Raw genomic sequence first — 14349 nt, 5'->3', positions numbered from 1 at the left:
GTCATCGTCCTGACGCGTCGAGAACACGGGCGGAGCATTCTTTCATGATCACCGAGTCTGCTGGTATGCATATTTCCTGATATTGGTGGAGCCAAGCGTATCGGAACCGAAGGTGAACCCCCGCCAAACTGCGGACGTCCGATCAATACGACGAGCGAGGGGCCTCGCCGGTTCCGATGTGTGCTCACGCAAGCCGCCTCGATGCCAGGATGCTGACCAGGTGCAGGACGGTCTGCAGGACCGCGGCCACGAAACAGGCGATGAGCAACACGCGCGAGGCGAGTAGATCGCCCGCGACGGCGTCGATCACCGCGGCTACGACCGCGAGCATGGACAGCTCGATCGGCTGCACGATCCGGTGGAACTTCGTCGCCCCCACCACCCGCCGGGCCAGGCCCAGCAGCCCGGACCGCAACTCCCCCGCGGACGCCTCGGTGGCGGTCGGCAGACCCCCCTTGGCTCTGGCCACGTCCACGAGGTCGGTCTCGGCCTTGATGAGGATCGCGCCGAGCGCGGCGGCGACGCCGAGCACGGTGTACCAGTCGGGCAGCACGGCCGACGTCCGCCAGCCCAGCCCGATCAGCAGCGCGGCCTCGGTGAAGTAGGCGCCGACGCGGTCGAGGTAGACGCCGACCAGCGAGGTGCGGCCCGTCCAGCGGGCCAGCTCACCGTCGGAGCAGTCCAGCAGCAGATAGACCTGTACGAGCAGAGCGGCGCCCACGGCGGCCCACAGCCCCGGCAGAGCCAGTACGACCCCGGCCACGATCCCGGCCAGCGTCATCACCCAGGTGAGCTGGTTGGGCGTGATGGAGGTCTTGGCCGTCAGCCAGGTGACGTAGATGGACAGCCGGCGCATGTAGAGCACGCCGGCCCAATGCTCACCGTTTCTGCGCTCGAGGTGTCCGGCGGGCTGGGCGACCCGCCGGATCTCAGCGACCGAAGGCCCGGACATAGTCCCCCACCCGATCGCGGACCTCGGACTCCGACATGCGCAGGTGCTCCAGGATCGTGTAGCGGCCGGGACGGGTGGCAGGTGCCAGCGTGACGGCCTCGGCGAACTGCTCGCCGCTCAGGCCGATGTCGGCCGGGACGACGGGCAGCTCATGCTGTCGCAGGCAGTCAGTGACCTGCTTGAGCCGGGCGGCGTCCTCCCTGAGGAAGAAGCAGAAGGCGGCACCGATCCCGGCGAGCTCGCCGTGATTGGAGGTGCCGGGGAAGAGCTGATCCACGGCATGAAGGATCTCATGGTCTCCACCACTCGCGGGCCGAGACGACCCGGCGATGACCATCGACATGCCCGACAGAATCAGCGATTCGGCCAGAACCGTCAGGAAGGCATCGGACTCGATGGAGTCGGTCCGGCCGACCAGCGCCTCGGCCGCCATGCGGGCCATCGAGCAGGCCAGCCCGTCGATGGGCTCGCCGCGCTCCACGTTGCCGAGCTGCCAGTCGTCGATGGCCGACAGGTTGCTGACCACGTCGCCGACCCCCGAGCGGACCAGCGACTCGGGAGCGCTGTGCACGAAGTCGAGGTCGACCAGGACCGCCAGCGGCATCGGCACGCCGAACGTGCCCTTGCCGCCCTCGTACACCAGCGAGGCCGTGGGCGAGCAGATGCCGTCGTGGGAGAGGTTCGTGGCCACGGCGACCATCGGGATGCCCGCCAGCGAGGCGGCGTATTTGGTCGCGTCGATGGTCCTGCCGCCGCCGACGCCGACGACCACCTCGTAGGCGCCCTTGCGCAGGTCGGCGCCGAGCGAGACGGCCGCGTCGACCGAGCCGTCGGACACCCTGAACACCTCGGCCTCGCCGAGCGTGGGCGCGATCAGGCCCTCGATGTGGTCGCCCTGACCGGGGCCCACGGCGACGGCGACCCGGCCGGAGGTCGCCACCCGGGTGTCGGCCAGTAATGCGCCGAGCTCCGCCACCGCGCCCCGCCTGACCATGATGGCCAGGGGCGCGGGCAGCATCCGCGCTAGAAGCGGCATGCCCGCCTCCTCAGTAGCGAACGGCTATGGTACGAGCCTTGGCCAGGTCGTCGTGGTTGTCCACCTCGACCCAGTCGACCTCTCCGATGGGCGCGACGTGGATCCGCTCGCCGCGCGCCACCATCTCCTGGTAGCCGTCCTCGTAGTAGAGCTGCGGATCGCGCTCGAAGGTGGCCTGCAGCGCGTCGGCCAGGCGCTCGGCGGCGCCGGGGCGGATGAGCGTGGCGCCGATGTACTCGCCGTAGGCGGTGGCCGGGTCCATCAGCTTGGTGATCCGCTTGAGGTCGTCGCCGTCGAGGGTGACCTTCATCTCCTCGTCGGCCAGCCGCTTCACGTTGTCGACCGCGAGCAGGATGTCGCTGGTCTCGGGCGCCGACAGCAGCGTCTTCTCGACCGAGACGGGGTGCACGGTGTCGCCGTTGACCAGCAGCGCGCCCTGCGCGAAGTAGTCGCGCGCGCACCACAGGGAGTAGGCGTTGTTCCACTCCTCGGCCTTGTCGTTGTGCACAAGGGTGAGCTTGACGCCGTGCCGCTTCTCCAGCTCGTCCTTCCGCTCGTGTACGGCCTGCGCCGCGTAACCGACGACGATCACGACCTCGCGCAGGTCCACCTCGGCGAGGTTGCGCAGCGAGATGTCCATGATCGTGGTCTCACCGTCGACCGGCACCAATGCCTTCGGCAGCGTGTCGGTGTACGGTCGCAGGCGTCGTCCGGCTCCAGCGGCCAGCACCATTCCCAGCAACGTGCACTCCTCAGTCGAGCATCTACTCCGTAGGACCCAAAGGTTAGTTGGCTTTTGGCCCTCACCGGGTAATCGACCGTTAGTCTCGCGTTTCCGTAGCGGTCGCGGCCACCCCCGAGGGAGAGGTGGCGAGCCAGCAGGTAAGGCTCTCCCACCCGAACAGAACCCACAGATACGCGGCGAGCAGCACGAACCCGCCGGTCACCACGCCCACGATCGCCGCCAGTGAGATCACGATCATCCGCCCCTCCCAGCCCAGCCCGTACGTGCTCAGCCACGGCGGCGGATAGGCGCGCTGGCGCAGGCGATAGATCAGGTCGTAGTGGTGGAAGGCCAGCGCGCCGAGCAGCACGAAGATCAGCACCGGTGGCACGTCGTGGGCGAAGCCGCAGGCCGCGATGAAGGTGTATTCGATCAACCGCAGGATCGGCGGCACCAGCCAGTCGATGCGGCCGTCATGCGGATGGGAGCTGCCCGGCCCGGCCAGCAGCAGCGTCACGGCCGGCGCGAAGACCGCCAGCCCGTCGGACCCCGCCACGCCGATCAGCAGCAGCACGCCGATCACGAACGCCCCGGCGATCAGCGGGGGCAGCGGCGGGAGCTGCCCGGACACGAGCGCGCCCATGCCGCGCGACAGCGGCCCGTCGTCGCGGTAGGCCACGACGTTGCTGCTCGGCACGGGTGTCATCTGCACCGAGGTCATCGCGCGGACCTCGCGATCCGGCCGAGGAGCAGGTAGACGGTCGCCACGCCGCCCCAGCCGAGGAGCGCGACGAAGGTGACCCGGGCGTTGTACACGCCGGCGGTGATCGCGATCAGCGCCATCCGCTCCCCGATCGGCAACACGATCGCTTTCTTCATCCACCGGAGGACCTTCTCTCGCTCCATGCGGTGTGCCAGGCGGAGGACTCCCGGCTTGGGTACGCCGTGATGCTCTCCCTCGGCCGAGTTGAGCAGCGAGCTCACCGGCTTGGCACCCAGGGCGCCGGCCCGGTTCGCGTCGGCCACCCCGCCCGCGAAGGAGTAGTTGATCGAATGCCGTACCGTCTGCAGGATCATCGCGGCGACGGCGAGATACCAGATGCCGTCAGGGCCGCCCTCGCTCAGCGGCAGCCCGGCGGCGTAGCCGAAGGCGAGCCCCACATAGACGACATACTCCTTCAGCCGGTCGGCCATGCTGTCGAGCCACGCGCCCAGCGGCGTGAAGGCGCGGGTGTAGCGGGCCAGCTGGCCGTCGAGGCAGTCGCAGGCGAACGACAGGTAGAGCAGCCCGGCCCCGGCGAGCTGCGCCCCGCGGTTGCCCGCCCCGAACCAGACCGCCGACAGCACGGCCAGGCCGATCGAGATGCCGGTGACGGCGTTCGGCGTGAGCTTCAGCCGGGCGGCGGGGCGGATGAGATGGCGGGTCCAGGACGAGACGAGGTAGGTGCTGACGAAGCCGTCGTCCGCCTTGACCGAGGTGTCGAGGCGTACCTGGGACTCGTCGACGTCGGCGAGCCTGCTGACCGCGGTGTCCGCCGAGACCTGGCCGGTCACCCGGTCGCAGTGCAGCTGCCCGATCCCGGCGGCGCGTACCTTCACCCCCGATCTGACCAGGCCCACCAGCAGCAGGTCGACCGCCTCGACGGTGGTGACCGGGCCGAGCTTGCCGGTCTCGGCCAGGTCGGCCAGCTCCTCGGCGACGTCGGCCAGCGCGATCAGGTCGGCCTGACCGGCCTGGAGCACGCCGCGGAAGGTGGCGTTGGCCTCGGGCACGAGGTGGAAGGAGCTGCCGGCCGCGACGATCTTGCCGCCCTCGACCCGCACCGGCGGCCGCATCGGCGCGGCCGTGGCGTCGTAGGAGACCAGGGCGCTCGTGTCGCGCTTGGGATGCTCCAGGAGCAGCGAGAGTGCCTCGGTGTGGGTGACGAGGTCGGCGGGCAGCACGGCCAGCGTCCCCGGCGCGGCGCGCGCGAGCTTGGCCACGCCGCGCAGGTCGGTGCTGAGGCCGCCGAGCCCGTCATTCGGCGACACCACCTGGACGTCGAGGACGGACAGCTCGGCCAGCTGGCCGTTGAGCCGGTCGAGCAGCGTGCCGTCGGCACAGGACAGTCTGCAGGCGGGCGTCGTGGCGAGCAGCACCACCGAGGTGGTCGTACTCTCGCGGGTCAGTGAATCGGTCACGGCGCAGGTCTCCTCCCGGTCGCGAGGGAGTGCGTGGACACAGCGTAGCGACAGGGCAACGCGATATCACGGAACCGGACCGTTACGCTCCCCCTATGGAATCTCGGCTGCGCTCCGTAGGGGTGGTCCTGGCAGGTGGCGTGGGTCAGCGTGTCGGCCTCAACACCCCCAAGCAGCTCATCAAGATCGCCGGTAGGACGATCCTGGAGCACACGCTCGCCCTGTTCAACGGCTCGCCCGACATCGACGAGGTCGTGGTGCTGATGGCTCCGGGCTTCGCCGACACGGTCAAGGAGATCGTGGAAAGGGGCGGTTTCGACAAGGTCAGTCAGATCGTCGAGGGCGGTGCGAGCCGCCCTGAGAGCACGTGGCGCGCGCTCAAGGCCCTGGGCCCGAGGGAGTGCAACGTGCTTCTGCACGACGCTGTACGGCCCCTCCTGGAGCCCCGGATCATCACGGAGTGTGTCAGGGCCCTGCAGACGCATTCGGCCGTGGGCGTGGCGATCCCGAGCTCCGACACCGTCGTGGTGGCCGCCCCTGGGCCTCATGGCGAGACCATCCACGACGTTCCCGACCGATCCCGGCTGCGGCGCGTCCAGACGCCGCAGTGCTTCCGCCTGTCGCTGATCCGCGAGGCGTACGAGCGGGCCTTCGCCGACCCCGACTTCGACCGGCGGCCGGCCACCGACGACTGCGGCGTGCTGCTGCGCTACCTGCCCGACATCCCGATCCACATCGTGCCGGGCAACGAGAGCAACATGAAGATCACCCATCCGGTCGACGTGTACATCGCCGACAAGCTCCTCCAACTGGCCGCCACCAGCGCGCCGGTTCCCGACCCGAGGGACTACCGGGAGGCGCTCGACGGCCGGACCATGGTGGTCTTCGGCGGCGGCTACGGCATCGGCGCCGACGTCGTCGAGCTGGCCACCGGCCACGGCGCCCGCGTGCACTCCTTCTCGCGTACCCAGAACGGCGTGCGGGTGGAGGACTACGACCAGGTGGCCAAGGCGCTGGCACAGGTGGGCCGGATCGACTACGTGGTCAACACCGCGGACGTGCTGCACATGGGCAAACTCGCCGAGGTCACCGACGAGACCATCGCCGAGGCGGTGGGCGTCAACTACCTGGGCCCGGTCAACGTGGCCCGCGCCGCCTACCCGTACCTGCGCGAGAGCGCGGGCCGCCTGCTGCTCTACACCTCTTCCAGTTACACCAGGGGCCGGGCCGACTACAGTCTCTACTCCTCGACGAAGGCCGCCGTCGTCAACCTCACGCAGGCGCTCGCCGACGAATGGGCCCCCGACGGCATCCGGGTCAACTGCGTCAACCCCGAGCGCACCGGCACACCCACGCGCGAGCGCACGTTCGGCGAAGAGCCTCCGCACACCCTGCTCTCACCGCGCGCGGTCGCCCAGACCTCGCTGGACGTGCTCATCTCCGACCTGACCGGGCAAGTGATAGACGTGCGCCTGAACGACGCTTGACCCGCTCAGGCCGGAGTTTCCGGAGGGGATGACCAGGTTCAGCGCGGCGGTCGGGCGAGTCTGCGCGGGCTCGTGAGGAAGCCCCAGCCCCAGGACATGTGCATGGCGGCGTACACGATCGGCAGTCTGGCCTTCACCGCCCCCGGCAGCCCGCTGCCGGTCAGGACGGACCCGGCCACGATCGCGAGGGCGTAGCCGCCGGGCGCGATCAGCGCGAGGGGGAAGAACGGCGAGACGAGCAGGCCGAGCAGGATCGCCAGCACCGCGGCGGGGGGCGCCAGGTAGCGCAGGTTGATCGTGCCCTCGTGGGTGCGCGAGACCACCCGGCGCCAGCGCCCGTAGTGGAAGTACTGCTTGGCCAGCGCCTTCACATTGGGACGGGGGCGGTAGGAGACCCGCATGCGCGGCTGGAACCAGACCAGCCCGCCGGTCTGGCGGATGCGGTGGTTCATCTCCCAGTCCTGGGCCCGCTGGAAGTGCTCGTCGTAGCCGCCGACCCGGTCGAGCGCCGCGCGCCTGAACACCCCCAGGTAGACGGTGTCGGCGGGGCCCGCCGTGCCGCCCACATGGAAGGCGGCCGCGCCCACGCCGATCTTGGAGGTCATCGCGCACGCGACGGCCTTCTCGAACGGCGTGATGCCCTCGGCCGCCATGACGCCGCCGACGTTGTCGGCGCCGGTCTCCCTCAGCGTCTCCACGGCGACGCGCAGGTAGTCGGAGGGCAGCATGGCGTGCCCGTCGACCCTGGCGATGATGCCGTTGCGGGAGGCGCCGATGGCGGCGTTGAGCGCGTTGGGCGTGCGACCTGTGGGGTTGGGCACCACGGTCACCCGCCGGTCGGCCGCCGCGATGGCGTCGGCGACCTCTTGGGTACGGTCATGTGAGGGCCCCACGGCGAGAACGACTTCGATCTCACCTGGGTAGCTCTGGGCGAGGACCATGTCTACGGCCTCGCGTAGATGCCGCTCCTCATTGAGGACCGGCATGACGACGGAGATGGGCGGCCAGCCGTGCGTCTCCGCTGGCGCGTGCGGCGAGTCGGGGAACTGCTTCATGGCGGGGCTCACGCTACTGTACGAGCAGGGGAGGACGGCAATCCCGCGGTGGCACGAGGGGGGCAGGGCATGCGCGACCCGGGCGAGGAGGACGCTGGAGTACACGTGGGCGGCGACGCCTACGGTGGCGTCAAGCTCGTGGGCAGGCGCACGCGCAGGCCGCTCAAGAGCGCCAAGGCCCGGCGCCGGAATCTGATCCTCTCGGGTGTGCTGTCCGTGGGCGTCCTGGCCGGCACCGGCGTGGTGTGGGCGGCGCCGACGCGGATCGGCACGGTCGACGCGGGCGTGACCGAGGCGGCCCCCCGCGGCGCCATGAACATCCTGCTCGTCGGCGTCGACAAGCGCGACGACCTCACCCGCAAGCAGCAGAACGAGCTCAAGCTGGGCCGCGAGTCGGGCCAGCGCACCGACACCATGATGGTGATCCACCTGTCGGAGGACCACAGCAGGGTCACCGTGGTGAGCCTGCCGCGCGACACCTGGCTGACCATCCCCGGCAAGGGCGATCACAAGATCAACTCGGCCTACCAGTTCGGCGGCCCCAAGCTCGCCCGCCAGACCGTCGAGCAGGCCACCGGGCTGCGGATCAACCGCTACATCGAGGTCAACGTCCTCGGCTTCATCAACGTGGTCGACTCCCTCGGCGGTGTCACCGTCTGCACGCCCGTGCCGATCAAGGACCCCAAGGCCGGGCTCGACCTCGCGGCCGGCACCCACGAGTTGAAGGGCGTCCAGGCGCTCGGCTACGCCCGCACCCGCGCCACCGCCCGCTCCGACCTCGACCGCATCGACCGGCAGCAGCAGGTCATCTCGGCGCTGCTGAACCGCGCGCTCAGCGCCAGCACACTGGCGAACCCGGCCCGGCTCAACTCGTTCGTCAACTCCACGCTGAGCACGATCAAGGTCGATCCCGACGACGACCTGATCGGGCTGGCCACCCAGCTCAGGGATGTCTCGCTGGACAACGTGAAGTTCGCCGACGTGCCGCTGGCCAACGTGGACTTCAAGGCGCCGACCGGGGAGTCGGCGGTGCTCTGGGACAAGCAGGCTTCCCGTGACCTGTTCGCCAAGATCAAGGCCGACGAGGACCTGTCCAAGCCCAGCCCCACTCCCAGTTCGTCCGCTTCGTCCTCTGCCAAGCCCACCATTCCGCCGGATCGGATCGCGCTCAAGGTGCTCAACGGCACGCTCATCACCGGTCTCGGCGCCCGCACCAAGACGGCGCTGGTCGCCGCCGGGTTCAACGTCTCCGGCACGCCGGGCAACACCAAGCGCAAGGACTACAAGAAGACGGTCGTACGTTATGGGCCCGGTCGCGAGGACTCGGCCCGCACGGTCGCCGCGGCCATCCCCGGCGCCGATCTCGTCCAGATGGACGAGGACGGCATCGAGGTGATCGTCGGCAGCGACCAGCCGAAGATCGGTAAAGTGAAGACCTCGACCACGCCAAGCGCCAAGCCCACAACTACGCCTGTAACTAAAACGGCGACCCAGAACATATGTAAGAAATAGGCATATCCGCCAGCCGTTCGGGCACGTGACAGCCATGGTGGTCAGGTCGTGGCGAGAGGAACCGCTCACTGTCTTGCATGCCGTCGGAGACCTCGACGTGGCCGGCGCCCCGCGCCTCCAAGCCGCGCTCGACCAGGTGCTGGCCTCCGCCGACCCCCCGAAACTGGTGCTGGATCTGACCGACGTGCCCTTCTGCGACTCCGTGGGGCTGGGTGTGCTGGTGGCCACCCACAACCACGTGCAGCACGCGCACGGCAGGCTCATCCTGGTCCTCGCGCCCGGCATGATCAGTCATCTGCTGACGATCACGAACCTCGACCGGCACTTCGAGACCTGCTCGTCGCTGCTGGAGGCACGGGCGGCGCTCGGGGCGGCGGCCTGAGATCGAGCATTTGTGGAAGGTGTGCTAAACGATGTTCATGACATTCGGGTTCATGAAATTCGGCGCGCATCTTCCAGCGGTCTCGTAGGGAGCCAGTCACGTTGTTCGATCAGTTCCCCGAGCCTGCCCGCAGTCAACTGGCCACGGCCTTCGACGAGGGCAAGACGCGGCCGGAGTGGTGTTTCACGGAGGGCCCGGCGCGGCTGGCGTTCTGGGCGCCCTACCGCGGCGCGGACCCGGTGATCACCTGGCAGTTCGAGCCCGGCCCCGACCCCGACCGCGCCGCCGGCCTGCTGCGCCGCGGCCTGTCGGAGATGGGCCTGGACAAGATCATCCACGACATCTCCCTCAAACCCGGCCTCACCCCGCTCGTCGACCGGGCCGTCGAACACCAGGCGCTCCTCAGCGCCGGGTTCGTGATGGAGGTCGAGCGGCTCATGCTCGAATGGGCGGCCGGGAGTGACGTACCGGTCGATCCGGGCCGGCTGACCTACCGCCCCGCCCGCGGCCTTGGCGCCGCCTCCATACTCGACCTGCTGGTACGCATCTCGGAAGGGTCGCTCGACTACGACACGCAGGTGGAGCTGGCCACGGCCGGTGCCGAGCACGAGGCCCGGTGGATGTACGACGACCTGGTCAACCGCAAGGGCAAGCCCGACTGGTTCGTCGTCGGCTACCTGGGCGATGACCCGGTGGGACTGGTGGCGCCGGACGATCATTCCATCGCCTACATCGGCGTGGTGCCCGAGCACCGGGGCCACGGCTACGTCAACGACCTGCTGGCCAAGGGCACCGCGACGCTGGCCGAGACGGGCGTCGAACGCATCGTGGCGGCCACGGACGTGGGCAACACCCCCACGGCCAACGCGTTCCGGCGCGCGGGCTATGCGGAGGTCGGCCGGCTTTTCCGCTATTACTGGAGGAGATCTTGAAACTTGGTGTCATGTTCGACCGCGCCCTGCCGCCGGAGGAGCTGATCCCCTTCGCCAAGGAGCTGGACGGCACGGCGGTCGACGACCTGTGGGTAGTGGAGGACCTGGGCTGGACCGGCGCCATCTCCTCGGCCGCCACCGCCCTGGCGGCCACGTCCCGCCTGCGCGTGGGCATCGGCATCACCCCCGCTCCCCTGCGCAACCCGATGCTCCTGGCCATGGAGCTGGCCAACCTGGCCCGGCTCCACCCCGGCCGCCTGGCCGCCGGGATCGGTCACGGCGTACGTGACTGGATGCGCCAGGTGGGCGTCGCACCCCCGTCACCTCTGGCGCTCCTGGAGGAGACGATCACCTCGGTCCGCGGCCTCCTCCGGGGCGAGACGGTGACCCTGCACGGCCGCTCCGTACACCTGGACGGCGTCTCCCTGGTCCATCCGCCCGCCGAACCGCCTCCGGTCCTGGCCGGCGTCCTCGGCCCCCGCTCCCTCGCCCTGTCGGGCCGGGTGGCGCAGGGCACGATCCTCCCGGAGGGCTTCAGCCCCGAACAGCTCCCCACCCTCGTGAGCCACATCGGCGCCCCGGCCGACCACGAGGTGGTGACCTTCATCCACCTGTACATCGGCCCCGACGCGCGGGAGGCGACCTGGGACGTCGCCGTGGGACAGGCCGGGTTCCTCAAGGTACGGCCGGAGGAGGTCGTCATGGCCAGGGGCTCCGCTTCGGAGGCCGCCGACATGGTGCGGCAGATGTGGGCGGCGGGCGCCCAGACGGTGGCGGTACGACCGTTCGGCGCGGATCCGCTGTCACATGTGACGAAGCTCTTGGCGGCCTTGTAGCGCCTATACCGTCAGGATCTTGGGGCCTGGAGGCTTGGGTACGTCAGCTGTTGTCGCCGCCGCTGCCGAACTCCCCCTCCACCCGCCGCACGATCTCCATGCTCCTGGGCAGGTAGGCGGCGTAGAAGTCCTTGCCGCACTCCAGGTCGTCGAGCGCGGCCTTGATCTCCCTGCTCAGGTATTGCCGGGCGGTGCCCACCGGAATGCGCGGCTCGTAGTACTGCCCGGCGGGCAGCCCCTTATCGGGAATGTCATCGTTCAGGGCGATCTGCTGCTTCTGGGCCTCGAACTCCTGGCCGCCCCGCCGGCTCATGTCCACCGGCCTGAGGGAGGCCACCTGGTGTCCCTTGCTCTTGAGGCAGTCGCCCATGGCCGAGGCCAGCCCGACGAGCTTGGGGTCCACGTTGAGGTCGCGGTCCAGCCGCTGGGCGATCAGCTCGTTCTCCTGCTTGGCCCAATCCTCGTCGGACGTGACGACCTTGCCGGTGACCTGCTTGAGCCCCTGTGATCTGCACGCGGTCAGCGCCTTGCCGTAGGCGGCCCGCTGGGCGGGCGACAGCTGATTTTTGATGGCGAAGTTGGGGCTGTCCGACTCGCGCCAAAGAACACGCTTCTCCCTCTGCTCGGGGTGGACGAAGTCGACAAAGACCCCGAAGCCCTGCTCCGTACGCTCCTTCTTCATCGCCTCGTAGTCGCCCAGATTTGCCCTGTCGGCATCCTCGGAGATCTTCACCTCCGGGACCCAGGCGACGTACTTGAAGCCGCGCTGCTTCATGCAGTCCGCCACGACTGTCTGGATCCGCCGGGGCTGGTCGGTCCTACCGCCGCTCACGACGACCGGGGCCACCGGCGGGGCGGCGGCGCAGCCCGCGGCGAGGCCGAGCCCCACGAGAGCCAGAGTGCATCTCTTGATCATGACATGGAAGGATACACCGTTTAACGAAGCATGTGCAGAAGGCGGCCGAACGGCGGATGCCCAATCAGTCGAATGGCCGATGGCGACGCCCGGCCGCCAAGCCACGATCGCTACATGAGGCGAATCACGGCAATACCCAAGGCCCCCCTGACCGCCTTAGCGCTGGCAGGGCTGACCGGACTAATCGCACTGACTGGATGCTCAATAGAACTGGACGCCAAAGAGGTACACACCGCCCAGTCCTTCCCCTACAGCGGCCCCCAGCTCACCATCAAGTCCTCGCTCGGCGGCCTCCGCATCATGCCCGGCACCGGCGCGACCGTGCAGGTGGAACGCTGGCTCCGCGGCAAGGCGACCAACGAGGGCAACGCGTCGTGGTCTCTGAGGGACGGCACCCTCCGCCTGAGCGCCAACTGCACGGTGGTCTTCGGCGACTGCGGCGCCCGCTACCACGTCAAGGTGCCGCCCGGTATGCGCCTCGTCGTAGAGGGGGACGACGACGGCATCATCCTCCAGAACCTCACCCAGGACGTGGACGTCTCGAACGGCGGCTCGATCAAGGCGTACGACACCTCCGGCAAGCTCCGCCTCCTGAGCGACGACGCCACCATCTCCGGCGAACGCCTCAAATCCCCCAACGTCCGCGTCCGCTCGAACACCGGCGCCATCGACCTGTCCTTCGTCACACCCCCGACCAACCTGGACCTCCTGTCCAAGGACGGCTGGGTGACGGCGACCGTACCCGACGGGGCCTACCGGGTCACAACGAAGAGCCAGGACGGACGCGAGCGGTCGGAGATCAAGAGCACGGAGAGCGACCGGACCATCGTCGCGAGAAGCGGCACGGGAGACGTACGGATCCTCGCCAAGTAGGGCCCCCTCCGACCGGCGGGGCTGTGCGCGCGCCAGAGGCGTAAATTGATTTACACTTATTTCAGTAAGTTGATCTACGTTGTTCTCCGTAAACTGGTTTACGCTAACCCTCTGGATCACGCCCAGCAAGAGAGTCACACATGCGCAAACCAGCCGCCATCGTGGGCAGGGACCGCCAGTGGCGGACCATGGAACGCTTCCTGCTGGACAGCGTCCCTCGCATCGCCCTGTTCTCCGCCACCGGATTCACTCCCGACCTCGTTGAGGCAGCGGGCTCTCGCCCCGACACGGTGCTCGTGGATCTGAAGCGGCTGTACGGGCTGAGCTGACCTGATTTCGCGTCGGCCACGATCGGGGCCGCCTCGCGAAATAGGCGTCCGAAGCTTGAACAAAGCGCAGACATCAGCCTTGGTAGAGGCGGTCAAGCCCGACAAGCATGATCCGGGAGTCGGCATCGGCAGCCGTCGTCAACTCTCCCGTGAAACCACATCCCCCGTAACAGGTCAGGACAGTGTCACGCGTGTCATAACCCTTCTTATCGAGCAGTGTACGAGCCCTGGCCAGGCGTTCCAGGTGATGGTGGCTTATCACCTCACCCCATTTGACCTCACCGAGCGACAGAATTTTCCGCGGCAGCCCGGGCTCTTGCCCGGCGAGAACCGCGACGTCGATCTCGATCTGGGTCCGCTTCGCGGGATCACCCACCACTCCTGACCCGACCTCAGCCGAAAAGCCGCCGTACAGCGTTTCCCCCGGTCTCAGCGCGAAGTCCCGGCACAGGGATTTAAAGTGCGGACCCACGACCTGAGCGAGGAATGTCTGCCGCACGGACCCCCACACCCTCTCCGCCCGGTGAATCTCCAGTTCCGGCCAGCGCCGCCGCATGATGGCCTCATAGAACGTGATCAGCGGCTCCACAATGCGATAACGGAACCGCCCGGACCTGAACAGGCCGGGCTCGCGCGCGACCAACGCACAATCCTCAAGAACTTTCAGAGGGTGAGTGATCTGATCGGACCTGCGTCCGACGTAATTGGCGATCCCGCCGTTGGTGGTGTTGCCACTGGCGATGGCGGCCAGCACCGAGTGATACAAAGCGGGATCCCGGATATCCGATTCCTCCGCCAGCAGGTATCTCGCCTCGCGGAAGAGCGGAGTCTGCGGATTCAGAACCGTCCTGATGACCCAATCATCGAAATCCGCCAGGCCCGCCGGCGCATCTCCCCGCGTGAACTCGTACCATAAGCCGGCGTCCCACCGAGAATCGTGTGCACGAGTACGGCCAGCCGCGGGTCCGTGATTCCCCAAAACTCGGCGGCGTCCCTATAGCGAAAGGGGTGGATGACGAGTTCGAGACCGGCCCTTCCGCGCAACGGCGCCTGCCCCGCAAGCAGACCGCCCATCACGGACATCGCCGACCCGCAGAGCACCAATCGCGCCTTACTGTCCCGCCCGCTGCCTCC

15 protein-coding genes are annotated in these 14349 nt (G+C 68.5%); 7 read left to right on the top strand and 8 right to left on the bottom strand.

Annotated elements, in window-relative coordinates; all coding sequences use genetic code 11:
* Positions 1 to 184: 184 nt before the first annotated feature.
* The 5 genes from AB0C30_RS26310 to AB0C30_RS26290 form a co-directional block, all read right to left on the bottom strand.
* Positions 185 to 952 (bottom strand): CDP-alcohol phosphatidyltransferase family protein, encoded by a 768-nt coding sequence (locus AB0C30_RS26310; protein WP_357948958.1) that lies wholly within the window; start codon positions 950 to 952, stop codon positions 185 to 187.
* Entirely contained in the window at positions 930 to 1970 is a 1041-nt protein-coding gene (locus tag AB0C30_RS26305) for an iron-containing alcohol dehydrogenase family protein (RefSeq protein ID WP_357949491.1), read from the bottom strand. Before AB0C30_RS26305 ends, AB0C30_RS26310 begins: the two co-directional genes overlap by 23 nt.
* Positions 1971 to 1998: 28 nt before the next feature.
* A complete protein-coding gene (locus AB0C30_RS26300; RefSeq protein WP_357647960.1) occupies positions 1999 to 2730 on the bottom strand; it encodes a phosphocholine cytidylyltransferase family protein in 732 nt (243 codons plus the stop codon).
* A 79-nt stretch (positions 2731 to 2809) separates the two neighbouring features.
* Entirely contained in the window at positions 2810 to 3433 is a 624-nt protein-coding gene (locus AB0C30_RS26295; protein ID WP_357948956.1) for a DUF5941 domain-containing protein, read from the bottom strand.
* Positions 3430 to 4893: a CDP-alcohol phosphatidyltransferase family protein gene (locus tag AB0C30_RS26290; RefSeq protein ID WP_357948952.1), complete on the bottom strand. Its 1464-nt coding sequence runs from the start codon at positions 4891 to 4893 to the stop codon at positions 3430 to 3432. The genes AB0C30_RS26295 and AB0C30_RS26290 overlap by 4 nt, the downstream gene beginning before the upstream one ends.
* A 95-nt stretch (positions 4894 to 4988) precedes the next feature.
* Between AB0C30_RS26290 and AB0C30_RS26285 the strand changes: the two genes are divergently transcribed.
* Positions 4989 to 6380, top strand: a complete 1392-nt coding sequence (locus AB0C30_RS26285) for a bifunctional cytidylyltransferase/SDR family oxidoreductase (protein WP_357948949.1) — start codon at positions 4989 to 4991, stop codon at positions 6378 to 6380.
* 38 nt (positions 6381 to 6418) lie between these two features.
* Here AB0C30_RS26285 and AB0C30_RS26280 read toward each other — a convergent pair whose 3' ends face one another.
* On the bottom strand, positions 6419 to 7435 hold the full coding sequence (locus AB0C30_RS26280) for a glycosyltransferase family 2 protein (RefSeq protein WP_357948946.1): 1017 nt from the start codon (positions 7433 to 7435) through the stop codon (positions 6419 to 6421).
* 69 nt (positions 7436 to 7504) lie between these two features.
* On the opposite strand from AB0C30_RS26280, the gene AB0C30_RS26275 reads away from it, so the two are divergent.
* The 4 genes from AB0C30_RS26275 to AB0C30_RS26260 all read left to right on the top strand — a co-directional run bounded on the left by AB0C30_RS26275 (position 7505) and on the right by AB0C30_RS26260 (position 11097).
* A complete protein-coding gene (locus AB0C30_RS26275; RefSeq protein WP_357948943.1) occupies positions 7505 to 8947 on the top strand; it encodes an LCP family protein in 1443 nt (480 codons plus the stop codon).
* Between the two features lie 34 nt (positions 8948 to 8981).
* On the top strand, positions 8982 to 9329 hold the full coding sequence (locus tag AB0C30_RS26270; protein WP_357949488.1) for an STAS domain-containing protein: 348 nt from the start codon (positions 8982 to 8984) through the stop codon (positions 9327 to 9329).
* 101 nt (positions 9330 to 9430) lie between these two features.
* Positions 9431 to 10261: a GNAT family N-acetyltransferase gene (locus tag AB0C30_RS26265; RefSeq protein WP_357948940.1), complete on the top strand. Its 831-nt coding sequence runs from the start codon at positions 9431 to 9433 to the stop codon at positions 10259 to 10261.
* Complete coding sequence (locus tag AB0C30_RS26260; RefSeq protein ID WP_357948937.1) at positions 10258 to 11097, top strand: LLM class flavin-dependent oxidoreductase; 840 nt, start codon at positions 10258 to 10260, stop codon at positions 11095 to 11097. The genes AB0C30_RS26265 and AB0C30_RS26260 overlap by 4 nt, the downstream gene beginning before the upstream one ends.
* A 43-nt stretch (positions 11098 to 11140) precedes the next feature.
* Here AB0C30_RS26260 and AB0C30_RS26255 read toward each other — a convergent pair whose 3' ends face one another.
* A complete protein-coding gene (locus tag AB0C30_RS26255) occupies positions 11141 to 12013 on the bottom strand; it encodes a hypothetical protein (protein ID WP_357948934.1) in 873 nt (290 codons plus the stop codon).
* Between the two features lie 114 nt (positions 12014 to 12127).
* Between AB0C30_RS26255 and AB0C30_RS26250 the strand changes: the two genes are divergently transcribed.
* Both AB0C30_RS26250 and AB0C30_RS26245 read left to right on the top strand, forming a co-directional pair.
* Positions 12128 to 12886, top strand: a complete 759-nt coding sequence (locus tag AB0C30_RS26250) for a hypothetical protein (protein WP_357948931.1) — start codon at positions 12128 to 12130, stop codon at positions 12884 to 12886.
* Between the two features lie 140 nt (positions 12887 to 13026).
* Positions 13027 to 13215 carry a hypothetical protein gene (locus tag AB0C30_RS26245; RefSeq protein ID WP_357948928.1) on the top strand — a complete coding sequence of 63 codons (189 nt, stop codon included), beginning with the start codon at positions 13027 to 13029 and terminating at the stop codon, positions 13213 to 13215.
* A 73-nt stretch (positions 13216 to 13288) separates the two neighbouring features.
* Here AB0C30_RS26245 and AB0C30_RS26240 read toward each other — a convergent pair whose 3' ends face one another.
* Positions 13289 to 13969 carry a hypothetical protein gene (locus AB0C30_RS26240; RefSeq protein WP_357948925.1) on the bottom strand — a complete coding sequence of 227 codons (681 nt, stop codon included), beginning with the start codon at positions 13967 to 13969 and terminating at the stop codon, positions 13289 to 13291.
* Between the last annotated feature and the right edge of the window lie 380 nt (positions 13970 to 14349).

It is taken from the genome of Nonomuraea sp. NPDC048901 (assembly GCF_040649695.1).
Lineage (GTDB): Bacteria > Actinomycetota > Actinomycetes > Streptosporangiales > Streptosporangiaceae > Nonomuraea.
This window is presented reverse-complemented; position numbering and strand designations above follow the sequence as displayed.

Bases quoted from the DNA above. Each gene is read 5' to 3' on its own strand.
- AB0C30_RS26245 (WP_357948928.1), top strand. From the start codon at position 13,027: ATGCGCAAACCAGCCGCCATCGTGGGCAGGGACCGCCAGTGGCGGACC.
- AB0C30_RS26280 (WP_357948946.1), bottom strand. From the start codon at position 7,435: ATGAAGCAGTTCCCCGACTCGCCGCACGCGCCAGCGGAGACGCACGGC.
- AB0C30_RS26255 (WP_357948934.1), bottom strand. From the start codon at position 12,013: ATGATCAAGAGATGCACTCTGGCTCTCGTGGGGCTCGGCCTCGCCGCG.
- AB0C30_RS26305 (WP_357949491.1), bottom strand. From the start codon at position 1,970: ATGCTGCCCGCGCCCCTGGCCATCATGGTCAGGCGGGGCGCGGTGGCG.
- AB0C30_RS26285 (WP_357948949.1), top strand. From the start codon at position 4,989: ATGGAATCTCGGCTGCGCTCCGTAGGGGTGGTCCTGGCAGGTGGCGTG.
- AB0C30_RS26310 (WP_357948958.1), bottom strand. From the start codon at position 952: ATGTCCGGGCCTTCGGTCGCTGAGATCCGGCGGGTCGCCCAGCCCGCC.
- AB0C30_RS26270 (WP_357949488.1), top strand. From the start codon at position 8,982: ATGGTGGTCAGGTCGTGGCGAGAGGAACCGCTCACTGTCTTGCATGCC.
- AB0C30_RS26295 (WP_357948956.1), bottom strand. From the start codon at position 3,433: ATGACCTCGGTGCAGATGACACCCGTGCCGAGCAGCAACGTCGTGGCC.
- AB0C30_RS26275 (WP_357948943.1), top strand. From the start codon at position 7,505: ATGCGCGACCCGGGCGAGGAGGACGCTGGAGTACACGTGGGCGGCGAC.
- AB0C30_RS26250 (WP_357948931.1), top strand. From the start codon at position 12,128: ATGAGGCGAATCACGGCAATACCCAAGGCCCCCCTGACCGCCTTAGCG.